Consider the following 26,576-nt stretch of genomic DNA (forward strand, 5'->3'; position numbering starts at 1 on the left):
GACCTCGGCCGCCGGTCATATGATCGGTCGGCCGCAGGTGGGGGGGAATCCATCGTCGGGACCAGCCCCAGCGTCGGGCGGCGCTTTCCGCTGCCCTGGACCTGCTGCTCCCGGTGTGCCATGCCACCGCTCCTGCGCGTGTTCCTTCCGCCGCCCGCCGTGCGTCTCGCCGCGGGCGGCGGCTGATGTCCTCAACGACAGGAGTCGTGGATGTTCCCTGCCCGCAAGGGTGCCGGCCACCGGCGGCGACGGCGTGGTCCGGTCGCTGTCGGCGTGGCCGCGCTCGGCGCCGGCGCCGCCGGTGTGCTGCTGCTGTCGCCGGCTCACGCCGGCGCGGTGCAGCCGCCGGTGCTTTACACCGTCGCACAGCCCCCTGCACCCGCACCGGCCGCGCTCAGCGCCCGGATAGCAGGCGCGGTCAAGGCCGACAACAGCCCTGCCCGCGCCCCGCTCGCCGCCCCGACGACCACGTCGGGTACGGCCGGCACCACGATCACCCCGATGATCATCGGCGGTACGACGACGACGATCTCCACCGCACCGTGGATGGCCCAGCTCTGGTACTACGACGACAAGGGCACCGCCACCGAAAGTGACGACACGGGTTTCTTCTGCGGCGGCACCGTGGTGTCCCCGACGAAGATCCTGACCGCCGCGCACTGCGTGCACGGCTACAACTGGAACCTGAACGGCGCCGTCCTGACCGGCACCGACCAGCTGCCCACCGACAACGGGGACGGCACCTCGGACCTCCACGGCGGCACCGCCACCGGCGTCCTGCGCCAGTGGAACCACCCGTCGTACAGCACGGTCACCTACGACAACGACGTGGCCGTCCTGACCCTGGCCCGCACCGTGGCCGCCAAGCCGCTGCCGATCACCGCGTCGAACGACACCGCGTCGTACGCCGCCGGTACGGTCGCGACCCTGTACGGCTGGGGGCGGACGTCCTCGACCACGCAGGACCCGGCGCAGACGCTGAAGAAGGCGTCGCTGCCGATCACCTCCAACACCGCGTGCAGCCAGGAGTACGGCAGCGACTACGTGGCCTCCCACATGGTCTGCGCGGGCGCCCCGGCGACCGGCAGCGACACGGGTACGACCTCGGCCTGCAACGGCGACTCCGGCGGCCCGCTGGTCGTGGCCGGGCGGATCGTCGGCGTGGTCTCCTGGGGCGTCAAGGACTGCGTCGCCAAGGGCGCCTACAGCGTCTTCAGCCGGGTCAGCGCCTTCGCGGGCGCGATCGAGCCGCGCATGGACGACAGCAACATCACCGGCGACGACAAGGCCGACGTGTTCGCCGTCACCCCGGCAGGCGCGGCCTACTACTACGCCTCCAAGGGCACGACGGTCGCCAACCGGGTCGCCGACGGCGACCTCCCCGGCAGCACCCTGGTCCGGCAGGCCGACCTGAACCGGGACGGCTACCAGGACGTACTGGACCGCACCACCGACGGCCGGCTGCACTTCCTGAACGGCAGGCCCAACGGCGCCGACGCCACTATCGGCACCGGCTGGAACGGCATGCGGTCCATCTCGGCCCCCGGCGACCTCAACGGCGACGGCCTGACCGACCTGGTCGCCACCGACACCAGCGGCAACGCGTGGCTCTACCCGGGCACCGGCACCGGTACCGTCGGCTCCCGCCAGCTGATCGGCGGCGGCTGGAACACCTACCCCGGCACCGTCTACGGCAAGGGCGACATGAGCGGCGACGGCCGGCCCGACGTGGTCGCCCGCGACGCCTCCGGTGTGCTGTGGCTCTACAAGGGCACCGGCTCCGGACACACCCCGCTGCTCGCCCGTACCCGGATCGGCAGCGGCTGGAACACCTACAACATCCTCGCGACCGTCGGTGACATCACCGGCGACGGCCACGCGGACCTGGTGGCCCGCGACGCGTCGGGCGTGCTGTGGCTCTACAAGGGCACCGGCTCCGCCACGACGCCGCTGGCGGCCCGGGTGCGGATCTGCTCGGGCTGGAACATCTACAAGCAGCTGGGCTGACCCGGCAGGCCTGTGGAAGCACTGAGTGACCGATTGTCGCACAGTGTGACGTAAAACTCGTCCGCGTACCCCCTGACCTGGGGGTACGCGGACGTTCCGGTTTTCCCCCGGATGCCGACCCCGGCACAGGCGGCGCACGATGGAGGAATGTCCGGTACAGGCGACCCCCAGCCGCCGTCCGGTGCCACCGCCCTCAAGAGGCCGCGGCGCCGGCGCCGCGGCCTGCGGATCACCGCATGGGTCGCCGCGGGGGTGGTCCTGCTGGGGGCCGGCGGCGCCGGATATCTCTACTTCCGGCTCAACGGCAACATCCACAGCGTCGACATCGACTCGGCGCTCGGCCGCGACCGCCCGGTCAAGCTCGGCAACGGCTCCATGGACATCCTGGTGCTCGGCTCGGACTCCCGCTCGGGCGCCAACCGCGGCTACGGCCACGACAGCGGCACCGCCCGCTCGGACACCGCGATGATCGTCCACCTGGCCAAGGGCCACAAGAAGGCCAGCGTGGTCAGCATCCCGCGGGACACCCTGATCAACCGCCCCGCCTGCGCCAAGCCCGGCGGCGGCACCGCACCGGCCGCCCGGCAGGCGATGTTCAACAGTGCCTACGAGGTCGGCGGGCCGGTCTGCGCGGTCAAGACGGTGGAGAAGCTGACCGGGCTGCGGATGGACCACTACGTCGAGGTCGACTTCACCGGCTTCAAGGACCTGGTCAACGCGCTCGGCGGGGTGCCGCTGACCACCACGTCGGCCATCAACGACGCCAAGAGCCACCTGACGCTGGCCGCCGGCACCCACACCCTCGACGGCGACCAGGCGCTCGGCCTGGTGCGCACCAGGCACGGCGTGGCGGACGGCAGCGACCTGGGGCGCATCCAGCTGCAGCAGGCGTTCCTGAAGGCCCTGATGGACCGGATCAGCGGCCTGGGGCTGCTGACCAGCCCCACCAAGCTGTTCTCCGTCGCCGACAACGCGACCAGCGCCGTCACCACCGACACCGGCCTCGGCTCGGTCGGCAGGCTGATGGGCCTCGCGCAGAGCGTCCGCAACCTGAAGTCCGGCCACATCCACATGGTCACCCTGCCGGTCAGGTACGCACCGGCCGACCGCAACCGGGTGCAGCCCATCGAGGCGAAGGCCGCGATGGTGTGGGCCGCGCTGCGCGCCGACAAGCCGATACCGGCCGCGGCCGTCCAGGGATCGGCCGCCGACAAGGTCGACGCCGGCAAGATCGTCCGCCCCTCCGCCTCCGCCAGCCCGTCGGCAAGCCGCTGACCTGCAAGGACGCCAAACCGTTCGGCTGGGGAATTATCCCGCTCCCGACCTGGTTTTGGGAGATGCGGCCAGTGCTGGCAGACTGGTCCGCTGGCCCCGGTTCACGTGACGCAAACCCGCGGAGCGACCCGGCGCCCTCCCGAACCTAGGAGCACCCTTGAAGCGCGAGATCCACCCCGAGTACGTCGAGACCCAGGTCACCTGCACCTGTGGCGCCTCGTTCACCACCCGCAGCACCGAGACGAGCGGCACGATCCGCGCCGAGGTCTGCTCCGAGTGCCACCCGTTCTACACGGGCAAGCAGAAGATCCTCGACACCGGCGGCCGCGTGGCCCGCTTCGAGGCCCGCTTCGGCAAGGCCGCCGGGTCCGCGAAGAAGTAGCGACCCGAAAGCGCCGGTTCCCGGTCGCCCACCCCAGGGCGACCGGACACCGGCGCTTTGTCGTCCCACCTACTTCCTTCCAGACTCCTTCCAGCTAGGGATTGATGATGTTCGAGGCGGTCGAGGAACTGATCGGCGAGCACGCCGACCTCGAGAAGCAGCTTGCCGACCCCGCGGTGCACGCCGACCAGGCCAACGCCCGCAGGCTCAACAAGCGGTACGCGGAGCTGACCCCCATCGTCAGCACCTACCGGGCGTGGCGGCAGACCGGCGACGACATCGAGACGGCGCGTGAACTCGGCGCCGACGACCCGGAGTTCGCGGCGGAGGTCAAGGAGCTGGACAAGGAGCGCGACGAGCTGACCGAGCGGCTGCGGCTGCTGCTGGTCCCGCGCGACCCCAGCGACGACAAGGACGTCATCCTGGAGGTCAAGGCGGGGGAGGGCGGCGAGGAGTCGGCCCTGTTCGCCGGCGACCTGCTGCGGATGTACCTGCGGTACGCCGAGCGCGTCGGCTGGAAGACCGAGATCCTGGACGCCAACGAGTCCGACCTCGGCGGCTACAAGGACGTCCAGGTCGCCGTGAAGGCCCCTCCTTCCCGCGGGGGACAGACCACGAATCCCGGCCAGGGCGTCTGGGCGCGGCTGAAGTACGAGGGCGGCGTCCACCGGGTGCAGCGGGTGCCCGCGACCGAGTCCCAGGGGCGTATCCACACCTCGGCGGCCGGCGTGCTGGTCACCCCCGAGGCCGAGGACGTCGAGGTCGAGATCGGCCCGAACGACCTGCGGATCGACGTCTACCGCTCGTCGGGACCCGGCGGCCAGTCGGTCAACACCACCGACTCCGCGGTCCGCATCACCCACCTGCCCACCGGCCTGGTCGTCTCGTGCCAGAACGAGAAGAGCCAGCTGCAGAACAAGGAGTCGGCGATGCGCATCCTGCGCTCCCGGCTGCTGGCCGCAGCCCAGGAGGAGGCCGAGCGCGAGGCGTCCGACGCCCGCCGCAGCCAGGTGCGCACCGTCGACCGCTCCGAGCGCATCCGCACCTACAACTTCCCGGAGAACCGCATCTCCGACCACCGGGTCGGCTTCAAGGCCTACAACCTGGACCAGGTGCTCGACGGCGAGCTCGATCCGATGATCCAGGCGTGCGTGGACGCCGACTCCGCCGCCAAGCTGGCCGCGGCCGGCGACGCGAGCTGAGGGGGCGGACGGTGAACCTGCTGCTCGCCGAGGTGGCCCAGGCCGCCCAGCGGCTCGCCGACGCCGGAGTGCCGTCACCGCGATTCGACGCCGAGGAACTGGCCGCGTACGTCCACGGCGTCAAACGCGGCGAGCTGCACAGCGTCGCCGACAGCGAGTTCGACGCCCGCTACTGGGAGGCCATCGCCCGCCGCGAGGCCCGCGAACCGCTGCAGCACATCACCGGCCGGGCCTTCTTCCGCTATCTCGAACTGCGGGTCGGGCCAGGGGTGTTCGTGCCGCGGCCGGAGACCGAGTCGGTCGTCGGCTGGGCGATAGACGCGGTCCGGGCCATGGACGTCGCGGAACCGATGATCGTCGACCTGTGCACCGGCTCCGGCGCCATCGCGCTCGCCCTGGCCCAGGAGGTGCCCCGCTCCCGGGTGCACGCCGTGGAGCTGTCCGAGGACGCGCTCGACTACGCCCGCGTGAACGTCGAGGGCAGCAAGGTCGACCTGCGCCACGGCAACGCGCTGACCGCGTTCCCCGAACTGAACGGCCAGGTCGACCTGGTCATCTCCAACCCGCCCTACATTCCGCTCACCGAGTGGGAACATGTGGCACCCGAGGCGCGCGACCACGACCCGGAACTGGCCCTCTTCTCCGGCGAGGACGGACTCGACACCATCCGCGGCATCGAGCGCACCGCGCACCGGCTGCTGCGGCCCGGCGGGGTCGTCGTCGTGGAGCACGCCGACTCGCAGGGCGGCCAGGTGCCGTGGATCTTCAAGGAGGACGCGGGCTGGGCGGACGCGGCCGACCACCCCGATCTCAACAACCGCCCGCGCTTCACCTCGGCCCGCAAGGCCCTGCCGTGACCAGGCGGGTCGACCGGGTACAGGACCCGGCAGCAGCACAGCATCTTTCGGAGGTCATCTCATGGCACGGCGATACGACTGCTCGGATGCGACCGACCGGGCGACCGGCCTGCGCGAGGCAACGTCGGCGATCAAGCGCGGCGAACTCGTCGTGCTGCCGACCGACACCGTCTACGGCATCGGCGCCGACGCCTTCGACGCCGAGGCCGTCGGCGACCTGCTGGAGGCCAAGGGCCGCGGGCGCAACATGCCCTCGCCGGTCCTCGTCGGCTCGCCCAACACGCTGCACGGCATCGTCACCGACTTCTCCGAGCAGGCCTGGGAGCTGGTCGACGCCTTCTGGCCCGGCGCGCTGACCCTGGTCACCAAGCACCAGCCGTCGCTGGCCTGGGACCTCGGCGACACCCGCGGCACCGTCGCCGTGCGGATGCCGCTGCACCCGGTCGCGATCGAACTGCTCACCGAGACCGGGCCGATGGCCGTCTCCAGCGCCAACCTCACCGGCATGCCCTCGCCGCAGGACTGCGACGCCGCCCAGGGCATGCTCGGCGACTCCGTCGCGGTCTACCTGGACGGCGGCCCCACGCCCGCCGCCGTGCCGTCCTCGATCGTCGACGTCACCGGCAAGGTGCCGGTGCTGCTGCGGGCCGGGGCGATCAGCGCGGAGGAGCTGCGGAAGGTCGTACCCGACCTGGAGGAGCGCAGTTGACCACGCCCGACGGGCGCGGCATACGGGGGCACTCGCAGTACGTCCAGCGCGTCGTCCCTGGGGACAGCGGCGACGTCTTCCGCATCCTGCATGTCTGCACCGGTAACGTCTGCCGCTCCCCGATGGCCGAGCGGCTGACCCGGCACGGGCTGGCCCGGCGGCTCGGCGGCGGCGCGGCCGGCATGCTCGTCGAGTCGGCCGGCACCTGGGGGCACGAGGGCGCCCCGATGGAGGCGCACGCCGCCGCGGTGCTCGCCGAGTACGGCGCCGACCCCTCCGGCTTCACCGGCAGGGAACTGCTCGACGACCACGTCATCGACGCCGACCTGGTGCTCACCGCGACCCGCGACCACCGGCAGCAGGTCATCTCGATGGGCCACGCGGCAGGTCTGCGGACCTTCACGCTCAAGGAGTTCACCCGGCTGGTGCGGGCGATAGACACCACCACGCTGCCCGAGGGCAGCGTCACCGAGCGGGCCAGGGCGCTGGTCCGTGCCGCCGCCGCACTGCGCGGCTGGCTGCTGGCCCCGAGCCCGGACGCCGACGAGGTCCACGACCCGTACGGCGCCCCCCTGTCGTACTTCCGCAGCATCGGTGCGGAGATCCACACCGCGCTCGACCCGATGGTGACCGCGCTGACCGGTGTCGGCACCGGTGTCCGGCCCTCCTGAGAGCCCCCGGCGGCCGGCGGGAACCGCACCGGTCTCCTGTGAGTCTCACCAGGTGTTCGCCGTCCCGGCCCGGCCACCACTAGGGTGTGACGCTGTGAGGTACCACCCCCGGACGTGTGCGCAGCACTGCTACGCCCCCGAAACCGTCGGAGGCGGCTCGTGCGCGAGTATCTGCTGACCCTTTTCGTCGCCGCTGCGGTCACGTATCTGCTGACCGGACCGGTGCGGAAGTTCGCCATCGCCGCCGGCGCGATGCCGCCCATCAGGGCACGTGACGTGCACCGCGAGCCCACTCCGCGGCTCGGCGGCATCGCCATGTTCGGCGGCCTGTGCGCGGGCCTGCTGGTCGCGGCGCACCTGTCCAACATCGGCGACGTCTTCTCGGTCTCCAACGAGCCGCGGGCGCTGCTGTCGGGCGCCGGGCTGATCTGGCTGCTCGGCGTGCTGGACGACAAGTGGGGCGTGGACGCGCTGATCAAGCTCGGCGTCCAGATGATCGCCGCCGGCGTGATGGTCCTCCAGGGCCTCACCATCCTGTGGCTGCCGGTGCCGGGCGTCGGCCCGGTCGCGCTGACCCCGGTCCAGTCCACGCTGCTCACCGTGGCGCTGGTGGTGATCACCATCAACGCGGTCAACTTCGTCGACGGCCTGGACGGCCTCGCGGCCGGCATGGTGTGCATCGCCTCGGTCGCCTTCTTCATGTACGCGTACCGCATGTGGTACGGCTACGGCGTCGAGGCGGCCGCGCCCGCCACGCTGTTCAGCGCGATCCTGATCGGGATGTGCCTGGGCTTCCTGCCGCACAACATCCACCCGGCGCGCATCTTCATGGGCGACTCGGGCTCGATGCTGATCGGCCTGGTGCTCTCCTCGTGCGCGATCTCCATCACCGGGCAGGTCGACCCCGACGCGATCACCTCGTTCACCGGGTCGACCCGGGAGACCGTGCACTTCATGGTGCCGGTGTACATGCCGCTGCTGCTGCCGCTGACGATGATCGCGATCCCGGCCGCCGACCTGGTGCTCGCGGTGGTCCGCAGGACCTGGAAGGGCCAGTCGCCGTTCGCCGCCGACCGCGGCCACCTGCACCACCGGCTCCTGGAGATCGGGCACTCGCACAGCCGCGCGGTGCTGATCATGTACTTCTGGTGCGCGCTGTTCGCGTTCGCCGCGGTGGCGTTCTCGGTCAACTCCTCCAGCCTGTGGATCGTGCTGGTGATCGTCTCGCTCAGCGCGGTCGGCCTGGTCGTGCTGCTGCTGCCGCGCTTCAAGCCGGCCGCCCCCGACTGGGCGGAGTCCGTGGTGCCGCCGCGCTACCGGCGCCGCCGCCGGCGGCTGGCGGCCGGAGCGGCCGCCGCCGAGCGGGAGATGCGCTCGCCCGACCGCCCGGCGCTGCACGGCTCCACCGCGATCGGTGACCGCTCGCGCGCGCAGGACCGCAGGTCGGAGCGGCGCAACGACCGCCGCAGCCCGGTCGACACTCGCAACTGAGCTGCCACGGGGTGCAAGTCGGCAGAAAACGGGCGGCGTGTCGCGAGCACAGTCCTGTGACAGGCAGCACACGTCCATGGTAAAGACCGCATCAAATACTTTGTGATACCGTTCACGAAAGCAGGGAAGGTGCCGATAGACCGGAAGAGCGGTCTACCGGTGTGAGGCGCACCCTCAATCCCTGACTACGCTCGTCTCCGACGACATCCGCTTGTCCCAACTCCCGCCGGAGGAGCCGTCACATGCAGCAGAACGATGCCCGAATCCTCAGGGGAGCCGCGCTCGTCGCCGCCCCCGTGGGAGTCGTAGCCACCGTTGTCAGCGCCGTACTCGCAGGCGAAAAAGGCCTCGTCGGCGGACTCGTGGCGGTTGCGGTGGTCGCCGTCTTCTTCGCGTTCGGCTCCTGGGCGCTGATGACCATGACCGAGGACCGGCCGCAGATCGCCATGGCCGCCGGGATGCTCGTCTACGCCCTGCAGATCCTGATGATCGGCGTCTTCGTCGTCGTGTTCAGGGACACCACGCTCTTCAACGGCAAGGCCTTCGGCCTGTCTTTGCTGGCGACCGCGCTCTCGTGGGTCGGCGGCCAGGTCAAGCAGAGCCTCACCTCGCGGATGCTGTACGTCGACCCCGTACCGTCCGCTCCTCCGGCCGACTGATGCCGGATGCCAAGGGGCGGGTAAAGAGGCTGCAATTCCATCTGCTATCGTCCGGAATCGCATCTGGACGTGGAGGCCCCTCGCGCTTGAGGAAGGTGCTGCCCCCGCGCCCATCGGTGTACTCGGATCCGGGGCCGCGGACGCGGTGCGGAGCCCAGGTGCCCGGTCTTCGATGCGGGCTCCCAGCGGACCGTGGTGACTTCGCCACGCCTCGTCCGCCGTGCCGACCAGCGGCCTCACCAGCCGCGCTGACACACAAGGTTGCCGTTACTTATGCGTCACGACGAAGGAGTCACGGGTGAGTGCCCACACGCTGCTCGCTGAGGCTGGCTGTCACATCAAGCAGGACTGTGGTTTCCCTGCTCCGGGCCTCCACTCGTTCGACTTCAAGCCGATCTTCAGCATCGGCAGCTTCGACTTCACCAAGCCGATGCTGCTCGCGATCATCTGCATGCTGCTGGTGGTCGGTTTCTTCTGGGCCGCCTTCGCCAAGCCCAAGCTGGTCCCCGGCAAGCTGCAGCTGGTCGGCGAGATCGGCTACACGTTCGTGGCCCGCAGCATCGCCCGCGAGGTGATCGGCAAGAAGGGCGACAAGTACGTCCCCTTCCTCACGTCGATCTTCTTCTTCGTGTGGTTCATGAACATCATGTCGATCATCCCGTTCGCGCAGTTCCCGCCGGCCTCGCGGTTCGCGTTCCCGGTCGCACTCGCGGCGCTGGTCTACGTCACGTACATGTACCTGACGTTCAAGACGCACGGCTTCCGAGGCGGCGTCAAGAACCTGGTGTGGATCTCGGGCCTGCCCAAGCCGCTGGTCCCGCTGATCGTGCTCCTGGAGTTCATCCAGAACTGCATCACCCGCCCGTTCACCCTCGCGGTCCGGCTGTGGGCGAACATGTTCGCCGGCCACATGCTGATCGTCATGTTCAGCGTCGCGACCTGGTACCTGCTGACGCCGACCTGGCTGACGGCGGTGTCGGGGGGCTCCTTCGGACTGGCCATCTTCATGACGGCCTTCGAGGTGCTGATCCAGTTCCTGCAGGCGTACATCTTCACGCTGCTGGCCTCGATCTACATCCAGGGAGCGATCGAAGAGGGCCACTGAGCCGCACTTCGGTCACCCCGCACCACCACCCCTACAGACCTCCGCTGGGAAGCCCCCCATCGGACCGCATCAGAAGGAAGACAGAGATATGTCTGCCGAGCTCGTCAACCTCGCCGCCGCCACCACCGCCGGCCGCCTGGGCGCGGTCGCCTACGGCCTCGCCGCCATCGGCCCCGGCGTGGGTATCGGCCTGGTCTTCGGCCACTCGATCGAGGCCATGGCCCGCCAGCCCGAGGCCATGCCGATCATCCGCACCAACATGTTCCTCGGCTTCGCCCTCTGCGAGGTGCTCGCGCTCCTCGGCCTGGTCGTGCCCTTCATCTTCCAGAGCTGATCACGGCAACCGACCAGTAGCCACTCGACGAAAGGTTCAGACATGATGGCCTTCCTTGCGGAGGAGGGGGCGCAGAACCCGCTCATCCCCGACACCGCGGAACTGGTTATCGGCCTGCTCTGCTTCTTCATCGTCTTCGGCCTCCTCGGCAAGAAGCTCCTGCCGAACATCCAGAAGACCCTCGCGGAGCGCCACGACGCGATCGAGGGTGGCCTGGAGCGCGCGGACAAGGCGCAGGCCGAGGCGAACCGCACGCTTGAGGAGTACAAGGCACAGCTCGCCGAGGCCCGCCACGAGGCGGCCCGGATCACCGAGCAGGCCCGCGAGCAGGGCGCCGTGATCATCGCGGAGATGCGCGAGGAGGGTCAGCGCCAGCGCGACGCCATCGTCGCCGCAGGGCACGCCCAGATCGAGGCGGACCGCCGGCAGGTGACGGTCACGCTGCGCCAGGAGGTCGGCAGGATCGCCACCGACCTGGCAGGCAAGCTGGTCGGCGAGTCCCTTGAGGACAGCGCCCGGCAGAGCCGCACCATCGACCGCTTCCTCGACAGCCTCGACGGCTCCGCCGACGCGGGCGCCGGCGCCGGCGCCGGGGCGGCCCGATGAACGGCGCGAGCCGCGACGCACTCGCCGCCGCCAGGGAACGGCTGGACGCGCTGACCGACAACACGTCGGTGGACGCGACCAGGCTGGCCGACGAGCTGGCCGCCGTGACCGCGCTGCTGCACCGCGAGTCGACGCTGCGCCGCGCCCTGACCGACCCGGCGCAGTCCGGTGAGGCCAAGGCCGGGCTCGCCCAGCGGCTGCTGGGCGGTCAGCTCGGTGCGGACAGCACCGACCTGGTCAGCGGAATGGTCCGGGCGCGCTGGTCGCAGTCCCGCGACCTGGTGGACGCGCTGGAGGAGCTGGCCGACACCGCCGACCTCATCGCCGCCCAGCAGGACGGCACGCTCGACGAGGTCGAGGACGAGCTGTTCCGCTTCAGCCGCATCACCGCGGGCAGCAGCGAGCTGCGGGCCGCACTGACCGGCCGCGCGGGCGAGGGCGGTGCCAAGGCGGATCTGCTGCACACGCTGCTCGGCGGCCGCGCCAAACCGGTCACGGAACGGCTGGTCACCCGGCTGGTCACCGCGCCGCGAGGACGTAGCCTTGAGGGCGGGATCGAATCCCTGTCCAAGCTGGCCGCGGCCCGCCGCGGCCGGACGGTCGCAGAGGTGGTCTCGGCGACTCCGCTGAGCGAGACGCAGAAGCGTCGGCTCGGGGACGCGCTGGCCAGGATCTACGGCCGGCCGGTGCACCTGAACCTGGACGTGGACCCCTCGGTCCTCGGCGGGGTCCGGGTGCGGATCGGTGACGAGGTCATCAACGGCTCCATCGCGGACCGCCTCGACGAGGCGTCCCGCAGGATGGCCGGCTGACGGCTCCGCCGGCGGCACGACAACCGCACAAAAGCAGCACAGAGACAAGCACTGACGGCCCGCGTTGGGCCGACGCCCCCAAAGAAGACTTCGGGCCCAACAAGGAGAGCAGGGAACCCAGATGGCGGAGCTCACGATCCGGCCGGAGGAGATCCGGGACGCGCTGGAGACGTTTGTCCAGTCGTACCAGCCGGACGCGGCCTCGCGCGAGGAGGTCGGGACGGTCAGCGTTGCCGGAGACGGCATCGCGAAGGTCGAGGGCCTGCCCTCGGCGATGGCGAACGAACTGCTGCGGTTCGAGGACGGCACCCTCGGTCTCGCGCTGAACCTGGAAGAGCGCGAGATCGGCGCGATCGTCCTGGGCGAGTTCAACGGCATCGAAGAGGGCCAGCCGGTGCACCGCACCGGTGAGGTGCTCTCGGTGGCGGTCGGCGAGGGCTACCTGGGCCGGGTCGTCGACCCCCTGGGCACCCCGATCGACGGCCTCGGCGAGATCGAGACCGACGGCCGCCGCGCCCTCGAACTGCAGGCCCCCACGGTCATGCAGCGCAAGTCGGTGCACGAGCCGATGCAGACCGGCCTGAAGGCCGTCGACTCGATGACCCCGATCGGCCGCGGCCAGCGCCAGCTGATCATCGGCGACCGCCAGACCGGCAAGTCCGCCCTGGCCATCGACACGATCATCAACCAGCGCGACAACTGGCGCAGCGGCGACCCGGACAAGCAGGTCCGCTGCATCTACGTCGCCATCGGCCAGAAGGGCTCCACCATCGCCGGCGTTCGCGCCGCGCTGGAGGAGGCCGGCGCGCTGGAGTACACGACCATCGTCGCCGCCCCGGCGTCCGACCCGGCCGGCTTCAAGTACCTGGCTCCGTACACCGGCTCGGCCATCGGCCAGCACTGGATGTACCAGGGCAAGCACGTCCTGATCGTCTTCGACGACCTGAGCAAGCAGGCCGACGCCTACCGCGCCGTGTCGCTGCTGCTGCGCCGCCCGCCGGGCCGCGAGGCCTACCCCGGCGACGTCTTCTACCTGCACTCCCGCCTGCTGGAGCGCTGCGCCAAGCTCTCCGACGACCTGGGCGCCGGCTCCATGACCGGCCTGCCGATCGTGGAGACCAAGGCCAACGACGTGTCGGCGTTCATCCCGACCAACGTCATCTCCATCACCGACGGCCAGTGCTTCCTGGAGTCCGACCTGTTCAACGCCGGCCAGCGGCCCGCGCTGAACGTCGGTATCTCGGTCTCCCGGGTCGGCGGCTCCGCGCAGATCAAGGCCATGAAGAGCGTCGCGGGCCGACTGCGCGTGGACCTCGCCCAGTTCCGTGAGCTGGAGGCCTTCGCGGCCTTCGGTTCCGACCTGGACGCGGCCTCCAAGGCGCAGCTGGAGCGCGGTCAGCGCATGGTCGAGCTGCTCAAGCAGGGCCAGTACGCGCCGTACGCGATCGAGGACCAGGTCGTCTCCATCTGGGCCGGCACCACCGGCCAGCTGGACGACGTACCCGTCGAGGACGTCCGCCGCTTCGAGCGCGAGCTGCTGGACTACCTGCACCGCGAGAACAAGTCGCTGCTCACCGGCATCGTCGAGACCGGCAAGCTGGAGGACGGCACCATCGACGCGCTGACCTCCGCGGTCGGCGCCTTCAAGAAGCAGTTCGAGACGTCCTCGGGCGCGCTGCTGGTCGAGGGCTGATCGCATGGGCGCACAGATTCGGGTTTACAAGCGCCGGATCAAGACCGTCACCGCCACGAAGAAGATCACCAAGGCGATGGAGATGATCGCCGCCTCGCGCATCGTCAAGGCGCAGCGCCAGGTGGCGGCCTCGTCCCCGTACGCCGATGAACTGACCCGTGCGGTCACGGCGGTGGCGACCGGCTCCAACACCAAGCACCCGCTGACCACCGAGGCCGAGAACCCGACCCGCGCCGCGGTCCTGCTCGTCACGAGCGACCGCGGCCTGGCCGGCGGCTACTCGTCCAACGCGATCAAGGCTGCCGACCGGCTCACCGAGCGCCTGCGCGCGGAGGGCAAGGAGGTCGACAGCTACATCGTCGGCCGCAAGGGCCTGGCGTACTACGGCTTCCGCGAGCGCACGGTCGCGCAGTCCTGGACCGGCTTCTCCGACAGCCCGTCGTACGCCGACGCCAAGGCGGTGGCGACACCGCTGATCGAGTCGGTGCTCACCGACTCGGCCGAGGGCGGCGTGGACGAGCTGTACATCGTCTTCACCGAGTTCGTCTCGATGATGACCCAGAGCCCGGTCGACCGGCGGCTGCTGCCGCTGGCGATCTCGGACAAGGCGGCCGGCGGCGAAGGGGACCTCTCCAAGTCCCAGGCGCTGGCCCTGTACGAGTTCGAGCCGTCCGCGGAAGGCGTGCTGGACGCGCTGCTGCCGCGGTACGTCGAGAGCCGCATCTACAACGCCCTGCTGCAGGCCGCCGCTTCCGAGCACGCGGCCCGCCGGCGGGCGATGAAGTCGGCGACCGACAACGCGGAAGATCTGATCAAGTCGCTCACGCGGCTTGCCAACGCGGCCCGACAGGCCGACATCACCCAGGAAATCAGCGAGATCGTCGGCGGTGCCAGCGCTCTGGCCGACGCGAACGCGGGGAGTGACTGACCACTATGACCACCACTGTTGAAACCACCGCCACCGGCCGGGTGGCGCGGGTCATCGGCCCGGTCGTCGACGTGGAGTTCCCCGTCGACGCCATGCCGGAGATCTACAACGCGCTGAAGGTCGACGTAGCCGACCCGACGCAGGCCGGTGCGACCAAGACGCTGACCCTCGAGGTCGCCCAGCACCTCGGCGACGGCGTGGTCCGCGCCATCTCCATGCAGCCCACCGACGGCCTGGTCCGCCAGTCGCCGGTCACCGACACCGGCGACGGCATCACCGTGCCCGTCGGCGACGTCACCAAGGGCCGCGTCTTCAACACCCTGGGCGCGATCCTGAACGAGCCGGAGGCCGAGTCCGAGGTCACCGAGCGCTGGCCGATCCACCGCAAGGCCCCGGCCTTCGACCAGCTCGAGTCCAAGACCGAGATGTTCGAGACCGGCCTGAAGGTCGTCGACCTGCTGACCCCGTACGTCAAGGGCGGCAAGATCGGCCTGTTCGGCGGCGCGGGCGTCGGCAAGACCGTGCTCATCCAGGAAATGATCATGCGTGTGGCGAAGCTGCACGAGGGCGTTTCCGTCTTCGCCGGCGTCGGTGAGCGCACCCGTGAGGGCAACGACCTCATCGCGGAGATGGCCGAGTCCGGTGTGCTCCCGCAGACCGCGCTCGTCTTCGGTCAGATGGACGAGCCGCCGGGCACCCGGCTGCGCGTCGCGCTGGCCGGTCTGACCATGGCGGAGTACTTCCGCGATGTGCAGAACCAGGACGTGCTGTTCTTCATCGACAACATCTTCCGGTTCACCCAGGCCGGTTCCGAGGTCTCCACGCTGCTCGGCCGTATGCCGTCCGCGGTGGGTTACCAGCCGAACCTGGCCGACGAGATGGGCCAGCTCCAGGAGCGGATCACCTCGACCCGCGGTCACTCGATCACCTCGATGCAGGCGATCTACGTCCCCGCGGACGACCTGACCGACCCGGCGCCGGCCACCACCTTCGCCCACCTCGACGCGACGACCGTGCTCTCGCGGCCGATCTCGGAGAAGGGCATCTACCCCGCGGTGGACCCGCTGGACTCCACGTCCCGCATCCTGGACCCGCGCTACATCGCGCAGGACCACTACGACTGCGCCATGCGCGTCAAGGGAATCCTGCAGAAGTACAAGGACCTCCAGGACATCATCTCCATCCTCGGTATCGACGAGCTGGGCGAAGAGGACAAGCTCACCGTCTTCCGTGCCCGCCGCATCGAGCGCTTCCTGTCGCAGAACACCCACGCGGCGAAGCAGTTCACCGGAGTGGACGGTTCCGACGTGTCGCTCGACGAGTCCGTGACGGCGTTCAACGCCATCGCCGACGGCGAGTACGACCACTTCCCGGAGCAGGCCTTCTTCATGTGCGGTGGCCTGGACGACCTCAAGGCGAACGCCGCCAAGCTCGGCGTCAGCTGACCTGGTCCGTGGCGTGAGGGGGGCAGACGGTCTCTGCCCCCCTCTCGCAGCCCCTATTCTTTGTCTTACGCACCTCCCTCACCCGGTGGGTGCCGACCCGAGGAGCCGTCTTGGCCGAAATTCACGTCGAGGTGGTGGCCGCGGACCGCAGCATCTGGTCCGGGGAGGCCGCCATGGTCATCGCCCGCACCATGTCCGGTGACATCGGCATCATGCCGTCGCACGAGCCGGTGCTCGGAGTGCTGCAGTCAGGTCCCGTGACGGTCCGCACCAGCGACGGCGGCACCGTGGTCGTCGCCGTGCACGGCGGTTTCCTCTCCTTCGCGGACAACAAGCTCTCCGTTCTCGCCGAGATCGCCGAGCTGGCCGAGGAGATCGACGTCGCACGGGCCGAGCGGGCGCTGGAGCGCTCCAAGGCCGAGGCCGACGCGGGCGCCGAGCGCCGCGCGGAGGTCCGGCTGGCCGCCGCGACGGGCGCGCACTGAACAACCACCGGCGGAGCGCCGTCCAGCGGGACGGCGGCACCGCGGGAGCAGGACCAAGGCGCCGCGGGCTGCCCTCAGGGGCGGTCCGCGGCTCCGGCACAGCAAGGGCAGCACACACACGGCGCGCGGTACGGGCGGCAGACGGTCCCAGGAGAGGAGAGCGGTGGACGTGATCCTCTCGGTCGAGGCGATCGGCGCGGTCGTGGGCGCGGTCCTGCTGGCGCTGTTCGTCCTCGGGCTGCGCCGCCGGCTCATCCAGCGCGCCGGCGGCACCTTCGACTGCAGCCTGCGGGTGGCCCCGCCGGAGGACACCGAGCCCACCGGCAAGGGCTGGGTCTACGGCGTGGCCCGCTACAACGGCGACCGGGTCGAGTGGTTCCGGGTCTTCTCCTACGCCTTCCGGCCCCGCCGGGTGCTGGAGCGCCCCTCGATCGAGGTCGAGGGCCGCAGGGAGCCGCGCGGCACCGAGGAGCTCGCGCTGCTGTCCGACGCGGTCGTGCTGACCTGCGAGCACCGCGGCATGCGGCTGGAGCTGGCGATGAGCGACGACGCGCTCACCGGTTTCCTCGCCTGGCTGGAGGCGGCCCCGCCCGGCCAGCGGGTCAACGTGGCCTGAGCGGGTACCCCGGCTGCCCCGTCGGGCGGCCTCAGCGGTTCTCGCCCGGCACCCACAGCACGTCCCCGCGCTCCTTGTTCGCCGTCCTGGCCAGGATGAACAGCAGGTCCGAGAGCCGGTTGAGGTACGTCGCCGTCAGCGGGTTCATGACGTCGCCGTGCTCGGCCAGCGCCGCCCAGGTGGAGCGCTCCGCGCGGCGCACGACCGTACAGGCCTGGTGCAGCAGCGCCGCGCCCGCGGTACCGCCGGGCAGGATGAAGCTGCGCAGCTTGTCCAGCTCCTCCAGGAAGCCGTCGCAGTCGGCCTCCAGCCGGTCCACGTAGGACTGCTCGACCCGCAGCGGCGGGTACTTCGGGTCCTGCACCACCGGGGTGGCCAGGTCGGCGCCGACGTCGAAGAGGTCGTTCTGCACGCGGACCAGGACGGCCGCCACGTCCTCGGCCAGCCCGCCGAGCGCCAGGGCGGTGCCGATGACCGCGTTGGCCTCGTTGGTGTCGGCGTACGCGGCGATCCTGGTGTCGGTCTTGGCCGTACGGCTCATGTCGCCGAGCGCGGTCGTGCCGTCGTCGCCGGTGCGGGTGTAGATGCGGGTGAGATTGACCATGGCGTCGAGCGTAGGGCCTGCGCGGGCGGTCCGTTGCGACCAAGGACACACGGTGACGCGCCCGACATCATGCTGCGCCGGGCGGTGAACCGGCGCTAGGGTCCGGCCAGATACCCCAACGGAGAGGTGTGAACCGTGGCGAAGAAGCTCGCCGTCGTAGGAGCCGGACTGATGGGCTCGGGCATCGCGCAGGTGGCGGCCCAGGCGGGCTACGAGGTGGTGCTGCGGGATGTCACCGACGGGGCGCTGGCCCGCGGTACCGACGGCATCAGGGCCTCCTACGACCGCTTCGTCGCCAAGGGCAGGCTCGAAGCGGCCGACGCGGAAGCGGCGTTGGCCAGGATCAGCACCACCACCGACCTCGAAGCCGTCGCTGACGCCGACCTGGTCGTGGAGGCGGTCTTCGAGAAGATCGAGGTCAAGCAGGAGATCTTCCGCACCCTCGACCGCATCACCGGCCCCGGCACGGTGCTGGCGTCCAACACCTCGGCGATCCCGATCACCAAGATCGCCGCGGCCACCGAGCACCCGGAGCGGGTCGTCGGCACCCACTTCTTCTCGCCGGTGCCGATGATGCAGCTGTGCGAACTGGTGCGCGGCTACAAAACCAGTGACGACACGTTGGCCCGCGCTCGGGAGTTCGCCGAGAGCGTCGGCAAGACCTGCATCGTCGTCAACCGCGACGTCGCCGGCTTCGTCACCACCCGGCTGATCTCCGCGCTGGTCGTCGAGGCCGTCAAGCTCTACGAGTCGGGCGTCGCCTCCGCCGAGGACATCGACGTCGCCTGCAAGCTGGGCTTCGGCCACGCGATGGGCCCGCTGGCCACCACCGACCTCACCGGCGTGGACATCCTGCTGCACGCCACCGGCAACATCTACGCCGAATCGCAGGACGAGAAGTTCGCCCCGCCGGAGATCATGCGGCGGATGGTGGACGCCGGGGACCTGGGCCGTAAGAGCGGTCAGGGGTTCTACCCGTACTAAGCAACGTCACTCACAGGAGTGAATTCGGTATCGGTTCGCTCACAGACGGCAACTTCTCTTTGCGACGGACCGTCAGTTGTGTGAAGACATACGGACGGGTGCCGCAATTCTTCGGGAGCGACTATGCACATCAGGGGCGACCATGCCGAGCTGGTCGTCGGGGGCCGCCTCGACGTCCGCAGCGCGGCGGACGCCCGTACGGCCCTGCACACCGCCGTCGACTCCGGCCGCGGCGACCTCGTACTGGACCTGACCGAGCTGGACTCGTGGGACGCGACAGGGCTCGGGGTGATCATGGGCGCCCACCGCAGGGCCGGCCGGGCCAACCGCCGGCTGGTGCTGCGCAACGTGCCGCCGCAGATGCAGCGGCTGCTGGTGGCCACCCGGTTGCACCGCATCCTCGCGATCGAGGCCGAAAGGTGACGTAAAGGCTGCCCGGCACCCCTGCGCTTCATTGAGGCGGCGCGAGCCCTTAGAGTTCCCCTGACGTGACGCACATGGGGGCGTAGGACATGGACCAGCACAGTGGCGAGCCCGGCGAGCGCCCCGGGCAGGACGAGCCGTTCGACGCCTTCGACGCCTTCGGTGTCAGGAGCGGCGGCAGTGGCGGCAGCCCCGCCGACCGCGGCGCGCTGGTGCCGTACGAGCCGCCGCCCGCGCCCTTCGCGGACGACGCCTTCACCGCGCCCCCGGCCGACCCGTCCGCCTTCGACGGCCTGCGCCCGGTCGAGCCCTCGCTCTTCGACGCCGCCGCCCCGCTGCCCAAGGCGGTACGGCCGCCCCGCGAACCGCTGGAGCTGACCGCCGGCACCGGCACCCCCAGCAGCGGCAGCGCCCGGGTACGGCGGATCGTCACCGCCGACTTCCTGCTCACCGTCAACCCGGTCGACGGCACCGAGGTCACGGTGTGCCCGCCGGAGGAGCGCAGGACCCCCGTGCCGCGCACCCGAGACGAGCGCACCGCCCACCTCGCCGCCCAGCGGCCCTCGCCGCCGCCCGGCCCGCCCGCCCCCGAACTGCCGCTGCTGGAACGGGACGAGGAGCGCGAGCGGCTGATCCGGCTGCTGGCCCGCGGCCGCTCGGTCCGCGTCACGGGGCCCTCGGGCGCCGGCCGCACCGCCCTGCTGGAGTCGGTCGCCAACGCCTGCGCCGACGTCGCCCCCGACGGTGTGCTGTGGCTGTCCGGCTACCGCCGTACCGCCGCCGACGTCCTGCACGCCCTCTACAGCGTCGTCTACACCGGCGAGGACTACCGTCCGGGACGCGCGGAACTGCCCGGGCTGCTGCGCGAGATCGGCGCCGTCGTCGTCGTGGACGATCTGGAGTTCGGCGGCACCGCACTGGAGGAGCTGCTCGCCGCGGCCCCCGAGTGCGCCTTCCTGATGGCCGCGACCCCCGACGTCGCCGTACCGTCGGCGGAGTCGATGGTCGAGGAGGTCTTCCTCTCCGGCCTGACCCGGGTCGCCTGCGTCGACCTGCTCACCCTGGCCGCGGGACGGCCGCTCGAAGAGGACGAGACCGCCTGGGCGGCCGACCTGTGGTTCGAGTCGGAAGGGCTGCCGCTGCGCTTCGTCCAGGCCGGCGCCCTGCTGCGGCAGCGGGACGCGCTGCGCTTCCCGCCCGAGCCGGACTGGGACGACTCGGTGTGGGAGAACGGCACCCCGGCCGCCGCCCCCGCCGCGTCCCCGCACGACCTGATACCCGACCTGACCGGCTTCGACGACCCCGTCGAGCCGGCCGACCCCGCGGCGCGGCTGGAGATACCCCCGGTCATACCGCCGCCCGCCCGGGTGCCCACCGCCGACGTGCCGCTGCCGTCCCTCGCGGAGAGCGCCGCCCCCGCCGACCTGCTCGCCTCCCGGCTGAGCGAGGCCGCCCGCGAGGCACTCGCCTTCGCGGTCGCCCTCGACGGCGAATGCCCGCACCCCTCGCACCTGCCCGCACTGGTCGGCGACACCCACGGGGACGCCGCACTCGGCGAGATGACCGCGGTGGGCCTGGCCGTCCCGGTCGCCGCGCACTACCGGCTCGCCGCCGGCGTCACCCAGCAGCTCGCCGCCGCCTTCACCGCGGAGGGCGAGCTCAGCGAGATCCAGGCGCACACCGCGGCCCTGCACTACGCCTGGTGGACCGGGCACCCCTCGGTCACCGCCGCCCGTGCCGCCGCCGAGTCCGAGGCGATCATCGCCGCGATGACCGCGTGCCGCGACAACGGCAACCCCACGGCCGCGGTGCTGCTGGCCCGCACGGTGGCCCCCGTCTTCGCCGCCGCCCTGCACTGGGGCGCCTGGGAGCGGGTGCTGCGGATCGGCCAGGAGGCCGCGCGGCTGTCCGGCGAGGTCGCGGAAGAGGCCTACTTCCACCACGAGTTGGGCGTGCTGGCGCTCTGCAACGGCACGATGGACCGGGCGCGGGCCGAGCTGGAGGCGTCCATCGCCCTGCGCGGTGCCCTCGCGGACCGCCAGGGCACCGTGGTCGGCCGCCGCACGCTGGCGCTGGTCGACGACCTCGCCCCGGAGGCCGCGCTCGCACTCCTCCCGGCCCCGCCGTCCGACGACGAGCCCGTCACCGCGGTGACGCCGCCGCTGGCCGTCATCCACCACCGCCCGCCGGCCCACGCGGCGCCCACGCCCGGCCCCAAGCGGCTCGCCGTGGTCGGTACCCGCCGGAACATGGTCGCGGCCGGCACGGGCGTGCTGCTCGCCGCGGTCCTGGGCACGATCGTCACGCTGGGCGCGACGTCCGGTGCCGGCGACAACTCTGACCAGAAGAACCAGGTCAAGCCGCTGGAGTCGTCCCAGGAGGAGGCCCCGGAGGACCCGTCCACGACGGCCCCCGCGACCACCGCCCCGACGGCGACGGCTTCCTCGTCCGCGTCCCCTTCCGCGTCGACGACCACGACGCCGAGCGCGTCGGCCACGACGACGGGCGGTACGACCGGCGGTACGTCCGCGCCTCCGCCGCCGTCCTCGACGGGTGGCGCGAGCCAGCCCCCGCCGCCGCCGACTTACACGAGCCGGCCGACGTCGAAGCCGCCGACATCCAAGCCGCCGACGACGTCGCCCACCACCCCGCCGACCACGCCGACCACCACGCCCCCGACGACGCCGCCCACCACGCCGCCGACCGACCCGCCGCCGGTCACCCAGTCCCAGACGGTCTCCGCGGCCCCCGCGGTCACCGACACCGCGGCCGCGCCCACCGGCAGCGCGACCCCGTAACGCGGAAAAAGGGCGCGGCGGCCCTGGGGACCGCCGCGCCGGTGGTGCGTGGGTGTTCTAGCTCGCGCTGCAGGAGAAGGACGGCCAGGTGGTCGAGCCGTTCTTCTGCACGGTCAGGCCCCAGTTGTTGCCGCTGCCGTTGGGCTTGGCGACCAGCTGGTACTGGCTGGGGTAGCTGGCGCTGATGTTCCAGGTCGACATGACCACCTCGGGGGCGGGCATGTTCACCGTCACGGTCCAGTTGCTGGAGCCGGAGACCGAGACGTTGAGGTTGTACCGGTCGCTCCACTGGTCACCGGCCGTCACGTTGGCGGTGCAGCTCCCGCCGCCACCGCCGGTCGTGCCGCCGTTGGTGGTGCTTCCGGTCGTGCCGCCGGTGGTGGTGCTGCCGGTGGTGCCGCCGCTGCTGCTGCCGACGGTGATGTTGGAGCTGCCGGAGGACCCGTAGCCCTCGGTGGCCAGGATCTGGTAGTTCGGGGTGCCGAGGTTCAGGCCTGCCTGTGCCCACGCGTTGAAGAAGTTGGACACGGTGATGGTGCCGCCGGTGCGCTTGGCCTGGCGGACCGCCCAGTACTGGTAGAACGTCGCGGTGCCCTCGATGGACGGCTGGTTGACGCGCTGCGTCCGGTACAGGTCGTACGTGCTGCCGTCGCTGGTGACCGAGCCCAGCCTGGAGGAGCCCGAACTCGGGTTGTAGTTACCGTAGTTGTCGACGATGTAGTACTCGATGAGCGGGTTCGTCGTCCAGCCGTACAGCGACAGGTAGCAGTTGCCGTTGCAGTTCCACGAGCCCGAGTAGGTCACGGGCGCGGTGTTGCCCGGGTTCCAGCCCTTGCCGGCCACGAAGTTGGTCACGTTGTTCCACTGGGTGCTGTACTGGCCGCCGGAGCCCATGGTCATGGAGGCCTGGCCGCTGTTCTGGCTCCAGAACGAGTAGAAGTACCCGTTGTTGGTGCCGGTGCTGTTCGAGGTGACGGTCGTGTCGGCGTTGGCGGTGCCGGGGAGGACCAGCGCGGCCACGGCGACCAGCGCGATGGTGCAGAAGCTGCTGATCAGCAGCCTGAAGCGACTGAGCACCCGGAAACGGCCGCCACTGCGGGTCTCCGGTTGGGGGGTGGTGTTCATGTGCGTTGCTTCCTCCTCGTCGAGGGCTGGCGGGGCAGCCCGGCCACGTGGCACGGCGCGGTGGACTCGCCCTGCGGCCGCCGCCTTCGGAGCGGTGACCACGCGTCAAGACCGTGCCACGCAGTGGGGATTCGACAGGCGTTGAGGTCTGTCGACGGCGACAGTGTTGAACCGGCCAGACCCACTGTCAACACTTTCGGCAGCGATTTCGAAAGCTTCGCTCGCGAGCAGTCTTCGACTGGAAGTATCGGGGCAGCTCAGAGCCCTGTATACATATCTGGGGTCAAGGTTGCCCGCCAGAGGTCCTGTTTCGATGATCAGGACTCGGCTCGGAATCTCGAAAGTTTCGAAAGATTTCCGGGCATGCGGGTGCCACACTGCGGGCAGGAACGCTCGGGTGCCGCGGGAAAGGGGAAGGGTGCGGGAGGGATCAGAAGAGGCGGAGCTTGTCGTCCTCGATGCCGCGCATCGCGTCGTAGTCCAGGACGACGCAGTCGATGCCGCGGTCGGTGGCCAGGACGCGGGCCTGGGGCTTGATCTCCTGGGCGGCGAAGACGCCCTTCACGGGCGCCAGGTGCGGGTCGCGGTTGAGGAGTTCGAGGTAGCGGGTGAGCTGCTCCACGCCGTCGATGTCGCCGCGGCGCTTCAGCTCGACGGCGACCGTGCCGCCGGAGGCGTCGCGGCAGAGGATGTCGACCGGGCCGATGGCGGTGGGGTACTCGCGGCGGATCAGGGTCCAGCCCTCGCCGAGCACCTCCATGCGGTCGGCCAGGAGCTCCTGCAGGTGCGCCTCGACGCCGTCCTTGATCAGGCCCGGGTCGACGCCGAGTTCGTGCGAGGAGTCGTGCAGGACCTCCTCTATCGTGATGATCAGCTGCTCGCCCGCCTTGTTGGCGACCGTCCAGACGCCGTCGTCACCCTCCTTGAGCGTGCAGGGCGGGGACATCCAGTTGAGCGGCTTGTAGGCACGGTCGTCGGCGTGCACCGACAGGCTGCCGTCGGCCTTGACCAGCAGCAGCCGGGTGGCGGACGGAAGGTGGGCGGACAGCCGGCCCGCGTAGTCGACGGAGCAGCGGGCGATCACGAGGCGCATGGTGGGCCACGCTACTCGACCGGGCACGTGCCACGCGATTCGGCCCCGGGCCGCCGGGACCGTACGAGTTCGGCCGACTACGGCCCGGCGCCGAAAAATGGCCGGTTGTGCGTGCTACCTCCTGGTGCGCGCAGCATTACAACCCTACGGTTGAAAGCCGGAGGCCGACGCGGGGGAGAAGCGGTCGCGGCCGCCGATCCCGTCCGTACGGTCCCGCGTCCGCGGGGCCACCGAGAGGAGTACCCATGTCGCTCGACGTCTCTCCGGCCCTCCTCGAACAGGCCGAGCGAGGCGAGGTCGACGAGCAGGAGTTCGTCGACTGCGTCAGGACGTCCCTCCCCTATGCGTGGGAGCTGATCAGCTCATTGGTGGCACAACTCAAGGTCGATGGGGGGAACTTCGCGGACAACCAGGTGCCGCCGCCGAGTGAGAAGGAGCGCGGCCAGCTGCTCCGCGCACTGGCGAGCGACGCGATACGCGGGGCACTCCAGCGGCACTTCGGTGTGCGGCTCGCGTTCCAGAACTGCCACCGGGTGGCGGTCTTCCCGCTCGACTCCGCCGTCGGCGAGAGCTACGACAAGTTCACCTCGGTCAGGTCGCAAGTGCTGAACCAGTCACCGGAGTTCAGGGACTGCTGACCGTCCGCGCCGACACACCCCGCGGCTCCGTACCCCACTCGCGGGCGCCGTAGTCGACCGACGGCGGCCGGCACAACGGGGCGTGCTCCCGTAACGGGCCATGCGCGTGTGTTCAGGCCAGTTCCGGGAGCACGTCGGCGCCGAGACGTGCGACGTTGCACAGGGTCGCCGCCAGGTCGCCCGAGCCCTCGACCAGCAGCGCGAAGCGGGTGATGCCGGTGGCCCTGGCAGTCGCCGCGAGGCGGTCGGCGCACAGCCGCGGCGGCCCCACCGGGTGCAGGCCGCACAGCAGGTCGGTGTACGCGTACGGGTCGCGCAGCGCGCGCGCCCGGCCGTCGACCGTGCGGTGCGCCGCCAGGCCCTGCTGCAACCAGCCCGGCATCGCCTTGCGCAGCGTCTCGACCGCGTCCGCGCGGGTGTCGGCGACCTGGGCGACACCGGCCGAGACGTGCCCGACCGCGTCGAGCGTGTCGGGGGAGTGCCCCGCGGCCAGTGCCGTGCGCCGCCACAGGGCGACCATCGCGGCCTTGTCCTCGTCACCGCAGTGCATGCCCAGCAGCATCGGCAGCGCGCGCTCGGCGGCCAGCCTCACGGTGCCCGGCGAGGTGCACGCCACCACCACCTGCGGCCCCTCGCCCGCCGGCTCCAGCTCGTCGGGGCGCGGCACCACGGCCACCGCGGGAAAGGTGTAACGCGGCCCCTGGGCGCCCACCGAGGGCTCCCGCAACCAGCGCAGCAGCAGGTCGAGCGACTCGGGGAAGCCGGTCTCGTACGCGGCCGTCCCGGCGCCGAAGACCTTCAGGTCCACCCACGGGCCGCCACGCCCCACCCCGAGGGTGAAGCGGCCGCCCGAGGCCAGGTGCAGCAGCGCGGCCTGCTCGCCGAGTGCCACCGGGTGCGCGGTCGGGAGCACGCTCACCGCGGTGCCCACGCCGATCCGCCGGGTCCTGCCGAGCAGCAGCCCGGCCAGCGTCACCGCGGAAGGGCACACCCCGTAGGGCACGAAATGGTGTTCCGCCAGCCATACCGCGTCCAGGCCCGCGGCCTCCGCCGCCTCCGCGGTCGATATCGCCCGGTGCAGCGGCTCGGCCTGGCCCTGACCGGGGAACTGAGCCGCGAGTACGAACGTCCCAACGCGCATCGCCACTGCCTCCTTGCGCTGACTAACGCCTGGCACGTGCCAAAGGCACGGCTTTCCGCAGCGTTTTCATGATTTTCGGCACTCGTGCGGCGGATGCGCCCGTTCGGGTACCCGGGGGCCGGGCGCGTACCCTGGATGCCGTCCGCGAAGCCAGCAGAGCGCGAGGTGTTCCGTGTCGCCGCGACGAAACCACCCGCACGGCGCCCAGCGCCCCGCGGAGCACAGCCAGGAGTCCGGGGTCGGCGGTGCCGGCACCGAGGAGTGGCAGGGCGAGGAGTGGGTGGTGCGGCCGATCGCCGGCGCCGCGTCCACCAAGCACTACCGCTGCCCCGGCTGCGACCAGGAGATCCCGCCCGGCGTCGGGCACGTGGTGGCCTGGCGCGAGTACGACGGCCTCGACGACCGGCGGCACTGGCACCGCGCCTGCTGGAACGCCAAGGACCGCCGCACCAGCAAGGTGCAGCGGTCCCGTAACGCGCCCAGGTACTGACGC

At 70.9% G+C, this 26,576-nt stretch carries 27 protein-coding genes; 23 read left to right on the forward strand and 4 right to left on the reverse strand.

Annotated elements, in window-relative coordinates; translation table 11 throughout:
- Positions 1-210 precede the first annotated feature (210 nt).
- The 18 genes from NFU81_RS16600 to NFU81_RS16685 all read left to right on the forward strand — a co-directional run bounded on the left by NFU81_RS16600 (position 211) and on the right by NFU81_RS16685 (position 17,277).
- Positions 211-2,007, forward strand: a complete 1,797-nt coding sequence (locus NFU81_RS16600; RefSeq protein ID WP_251490339.1) for a trypsin-like serine protease — start codon at positions 211-213, stop codon at positions 2,005-2,007.
- 147 nt (positions 2,008-2,154) lie between these two features.
- Positions 2,155-3,282 (forward strand): LCP family protein, encoded by a 1,128-nt coding sequence (locus tag NFU81_RS16605; protein WP_251490341.1) that lies wholly within the window; start codon positions 2,155-2,157, stop codon positions 3,280-3,282.
- Positions 3,283-3,439: 157 nt separating this feature from the next.
- Positions 3,440-3,664: a 50S ribosomal protein L31 gene (gene rpmE, locus NFU81_RS16610; RefSeq protein ID WP_251490343.1), complete on the forward strand. Its 225-nt coding sequence runs from the start codon at positions 3,440-3,442 to the stop codon at positions 3,662-3,664.
- A 107-nt stretch (positions 3,665-3,771) separates the two neighbouring features.
- Positions 3,772-4,866, forward strand: a complete 1,095-nt coding sequence (prfA, locus tag NFU81_RS16615; protein ID WP_251490543.1) for a peptide chain release factor 1 — start codon at positions 3,772-3,774, stop codon at positions 4,864-4,866.
- Positions 4,867-4,877: 11 nt separating this feature from the next.
- Positions 4,878-5,723 carry a peptide chain release factor N(5)-glutamine methyltransferase gene (gene prmC / locus NFU81_RS16620; RefSeq protein WP_251490345.1) on the forward strand — a complete coding sequence of 282 codons (846 nt, stop codon included), beginning with the start codon at positions 4,878-4,880 and terminating at the stop codon, positions 5,721-5,723.
- A 61-nt stretch (positions 5,724-5,784) separates the two neighbouring features.
- Positions 5,785-6,432, forward strand: coding sequence for an L-threonylcarbamoyladenylate synthase (locus NFU81_RS16625; protein ID WP_251490347.1), 648 nt, complete (start codon positions 5,785-5,787; stop codon positions 6,430-6,432).
- Entirely contained in the window at positions 6,429-7,103 is a 675-nt protein-coding gene (locus NFU81_RS16630; RefSeq protein WP_422665215.1) for an arsenate reductase/protein-tyrosine-phosphatase family protein, read from the forward strand. The genes NFU81_RS16625 and NFU81_RS16630 overlap by 4 nt, the downstream gene beginning before the upstream one ends.
- A 159-nt stretch (positions 7,104-7,262) precedes the next feature.
- Positions 7,263-8,594: an MraY family glycosyltransferase gene (locus tag NFU81_RS16635; RefSeq protein ID WP_251490350.1), complete on the forward strand. Its 1,332-nt coding sequence runs from the start codon at positions 7,263-7,265 to the stop codon at positions 8,592-8,594.
- Between the two features lie 242 nt (positions 8,595-8,836).
- Complete coding sequence (locus NFU81_RS16640) at positions 8,837-9,253, forward strand: Cg1360 family ATP-synthase-associated protein (protein ID WP_251490353.1); 417 nt, start codon at positions 8,837-8,839, stop codon at positions 9,251-9,253.
- Positions 9,254-9,551: 298 nt separating this feature from the next.
- Positions 9,552-10,358, forward strand: a complete 807-nt coding sequence (gene atpB, locus NFU81_RS16645; protein ID WP_251490356.1) for a F0F1 ATP synthase subunit A — start codon at positions 9,552-9,554, stop codon at positions 10,356-10,358.
- Between the two features lie 88 nt (positions 10,359-10,446).
- The gene (gene atpE, locus NFU81_RS16650) at positions 10,447-10,692 is read left to right on the forward strand and encodes an ATP synthase F0 subunit C (RefSeq protein ID WP_205043386.1); all 246 of its coding nucleotides are present in this window, start codon (positions 10,447-10,449) and stop codon (positions 10,690-10,692) included.
- 42 nt (positions 10,693-10,734) lie between these two features.
- Positions 10,735-11,298: a F0F1 ATP synthase subunit B gene (locus NFU81_RS16655; RefSeq protein ID WP_251490358.1), complete on the forward strand. Its 564-nt coding sequence runs from the start codon at positions 10,735-10,737 to the stop codon at positions 11,296-11,298.
- Complete coding sequence (locus tag NFU81_RS16660; RefSeq protein ID WP_251490362.1) at positions 11,295-12,110, forward strand: F0F1 ATP synthase subunit delta; 816 nt, start codon at positions 11,295-11,297, stop codon at positions 12,108-12,110. Before NFU81_RS16655 ends, NFU81_RS16660 begins: the two co-directional genes overlap by 4 nt.
- 121 nt (positions 12,111-12,231) lie before the next feature.
- Entirely contained in the window at positions 12,232-13,803 is a 1,572-nt protein-coding gene (gene atpA, locus NFU81_RS16665) for a F0F1 ATP synthase subunit alpha (RefSeq protein WP_251490364.1), read from the forward strand.
- Positions 13,804-13,807: 4 nt separating this feature from the next.
- Positions 13,808-14,731: a F0F1 ATP synthase subunit gamma gene (locus tag NFU81_RS16670; RefSeq protein ID WP_251490367.1), complete on the forward strand. Its 924-nt coding sequence runs from the start codon at positions 13,808-13,810 to the stop codon at positions 14,729-14,731.
- Between the two features lie 5 nt (positions 14,732-14,736).
- Positions 14,737-16,176 carry a F0F1 ATP synthase subunit beta gene (gene atpD / locus NFU81_RS16675; RefSeq protein WP_251490370.1) on the forward strand — a complete coding sequence of 480 codons (1,440 nt, stop codon included), beginning with the start codon at positions 14,737-14,739 and terminating at the stop codon, positions 16,174-16,176.
- Between the two features lie 110 nt (positions 16,177-16,286).
- Complete coding sequence (locus tag NFU81_RS16680) at positions 16,287-16,661, forward strand: F0F1 ATP synthase subunit epsilon (protein ID WP_251490373.1); 375 nt, start codon at positions 16,287-16,289, stop codon at positions 16,659-16,661.
- 169 nt (positions 16,662-16,830) lie between these two features.
- Positions 16,831-17,277, forward strand: coding sequence for a DUF2550 domain-containing protein (locus NFU81_RS16685; protein WP_251490549.1), 447 nt, complete (start codon positions 16,831-16,833; stop codon positions 17,275-17,277).
- A 31-nt stretch (positions 17,278-17,308) separates the two neighbouring features.
- Here NFU81_RS16685 and NFU81_RS16690 read toward each other — a convergent pair whose 3' ends face one another.
- Positions 17,309-17,881, reverse strand: a complete 573-nt coding sequence (locus tag NFU81_RS16690) for a cob(I)yrinic acid a,c-diamide adenosyltransferase (RefSeq protein WP_251490376.1) — start codon at positions 17,879-17,881, stop codon at positions 17,309-17,311.
- 135 nt (positions 17,882-18,016) lie between these two features.
- On the opposite strand from NFU81_RS16690, the gene NFU81_RS16695 reads away from it, so the two are divergent.
- The 3 genes from NFU81_RS16695 (at position 18,017) to NFU81_RS16705 (ending at position 22,086) form a co-directional block, all read left to right on the forward strand.
- Positions 18,017-18,865, forward strand: a complete 849-nt coding sequence (locus tag NFU81_RS16695) for a 3-hydroxyacyl-CoA dehydrogenase family protein (protein WP_251490379.1) — start codon at positions 18,017-18,019, stop codon at positions 18,863-18,865.
- Between the two features lie 123 nt (positions 18,866-18,988).
- Positions 18,989-19,288: an STAS domain-containing protein gene (locus NFU81_RS16700; RefSeq protein ID WP_033176582.1), complete on the forward strand. Its 300-nt coding sequence runs from the start codon at positions 18,989-18,991 to the stop codon at positions 19,286-19,288.
- A gap of 89 nt (positions 19,289-19,377) precedes the next feature.
- Positions 19,378-22,086, forward strand: coding sequence for an ATP-binding protein (locus tag NFU81_RS16705; protein WP_251490381.1), 2,709 nt, complete (start codon positions 19,378-19,380; stop codon positions 22,084-22,086).
- A 57-nt stretch (positions 22,087-22,143) separates the two neighbouring features.
- On the opposite strand, the gene NFU81_RS16710 is transcribed toward NFU81_RS16705, so the two are convergent.
- Positions 22,144-23,211 (reverse strand): glycoside hydrolase family 11 protein, encoded by a 1,068-nt coding sequence (locus tag NFU81_RS16710; protein WP_251490384.1) that lies wholly within the window; start codon positions 23,209-23,211, stop codon positions 22,144-22,146.
- 430 nt (positions 23,212-23,641) lie between these two features.
- Positions 23,642-24,304 carry an endonuclease NucS gene (gene nucS / locus NFU81_RS16715; protein WP_251490387.1) on the reverse strand — a complete coding sequence of 221 codons (663 nt, stop codon included), beginning with the start codon at positions 24,302-24,304 and terminating at the stop codon, positions 23,642-23,644.
- A gap of 245 nt (positions 24,305-24,549) precedes the next feature.
- Between nucS and NFU81_RS16720 the strand changes: the two genes are divergently transcribed.
- Entirely contained in the window at positions 24,550-24,942 is a 393-nt protein-coding gene (locus NFU81_RS16720; RefSeq protein ID WP_251490390.1) for an SCO5389 family protein, read from the forward strand.
- Between the two features lie 112 nt (positions 24,943-25,054).
- Here NFU81_RS16720 and NFU81_RS16725 read toward each other — a convergent pair whose 3' ends face one another.
- Positions 25,055-26,083: an LLM class flavin-dependent oxidoreductase gene (locus NFU81_RS16725; RefSeq protein WP_251490392.1), complete on the reverse strand. Its 1,029-nt coding sequence runs from the start codon at positions 26,081-26,083 to the stop codon at positions 25,055-25,057.
- A gap of 172 nt (positions 26,084-26,255) precedes the next feature.
- On the opposite strand from NFU81_RS16725, the gene NFU81_RS16730 reads away from it, so the two are divergent.
- The gene (locus NFU81_RS16730) at positions 26,256-26,573 is read left to right on the forward strand and encodes an ATP/GTP-binding protein (RefSeq protein WP_251490395.1); all 318 of its coding nucleotides are present in this window, start codon (positions 26,256-26,258) and stop codon (positions 26,571-26,573) included.
- The last annotated feature ends 3 nt before the right edge of the window (positions 26,574-26,576 follow it).

The sequence above is a fragment of the Actinacidiphila cocklensis genome (assembly GCF_907177275.1).
GTDB classification, from domain to species: domain Bacteria; phylum Actinomycetota; class Actinomycetes; order Streptomycetales; family Streptomycetaceae; genus Actinacidiphila; species Actinacidiphila cocklensis.

Excerpts from the sequence above, each read along its gene's own strand:
- NFU81_RS16600 (WP_251490339.1), top strand. The coding sequence starts at position 211 with ATGTTCCCTGCCCGCAAGGGTGCCGGCCACCGGCGGCGACGGCGTGGT.
- NFU81_RS16605 (WP_251490341.1), top strand. The coding sequence starts at position 2,155 with ATGTCCGGTACAGGCGACCCCCAGCCGCCGTCCGGTGCCACCGCCCTC.
- prfA (WP_251490543.1), top strand. The coding sequence starts at position 3,772 with ATGTTCGAGGCGGTCGAGGAACTGATCGGCGAGCACGCCGACCTCGAG.
- NFU81_RS16625 (WP_251490347.1), top strand. The coding sequence starts at position 5,785 with ATGGCACGGCGATACGACTGCTCGGATGCGACCGACCGGGCGACCGGC.
- NFU81_RS16640 (WP_251490353.1), top strand. The coding sequence starts at position 8,837 with ATGCAGCAGAACGATGCCCGAATCCTCAGGGGAGCCGCGCTCGTCGCC.
- atpE (WP_205043386.1), top strand. The coding sequence starts at position 10,447 with ATGTCTGCCGAGCTCGTCAACCTCGCCGCCGCCACCACCGCCGGCCGC.
- NFU81_RS16655 (WP_251490358.1), top strand. The coding sequence starts at position 10,735 with ATGATGGCCTTCCTTGCGGAGGAGGGGGCGCAGAACCCGCTCATCCCC.
- NFU81_RS16660 (WP_251490362.1), top strand. The coding sequence starts at position 11,295 with ATGAACGGCGCGAGCCGCGACGCACTCGCCGCCGCCAGGGAACGGCTG.
- atpA (WP_251490364.1), top strand. The coding sequence starts at position 12,232 with ATGGCGGAGCTCACGATCCGGCCGGAGGAGATCCGGGACGCGCTGGAG.
- NFU81_RS16670 (WP_251490367.1), top strand. The coding sequence starts at position 13,808 with ATGGGCGCACAGATTCGGGTTTACAAGCGCCGGATCAAGACCGTCACC.
- atpD (WP_251490370.1), top strand. The coding sequence starts at position 14,737 with ATGACCACCACTGTTGAAACCACCGCCACCGGCCGGGTGGCGCGGGTC.
- NFU81_RS16690 (WP_251490376.1), bottom strand. The coding sequence starts at position 17,881 with ATGGTCAATCTCACCCGCATCTACACCCGCACCGGCGACGACGGCACG.
- NFU81_RS16700 (WP_033176582.1), top strand. The coding sequence starts at position 18,989 with ATGCACATCAGGGGCGACCATGCCGAGCTGGTCGTCGGGGGCCGCCTC.
- NFU81_RS16705 (WP_251490381.1), top strand. The coding sequence starts at position 19,378 with ATGGACCAGCACAGTGGCGAGCCCGGCGAGCGCCCCGGGCAGGACGAG.
- NFU81_RS16710 (WP_251490384.1), bottom strand. The coding sequence starts at position 23,211 with ATGAACACCACCCCCCAACCGGAGACCCGCAGTGGCGGCCGTTTCCGG.
- nucS (WP_251490387.1), bottom strand. The coding sequence starts at position 24,304 with ATGCGCCTCGTGATCGCCCGCTGCTCCGTCGACTACGCGGGCCGGCTG.
- NFU81_RS16720 (WP_251490390.1), top strand. The coding sequence starts at position 24,550 with ATGTCGCTCGACGTCTCTCCGGCCCTCCTCGAACAGGCCGAGCGAGGC.
- NFU81_RS16725 (WP_251490392.1), bottom strand. The coding sequence starts at position 26,083 with ATGCGCGTTGGGACGTTCGTACTCGCGGCTCAGTTCCCCGGTCAGGGC.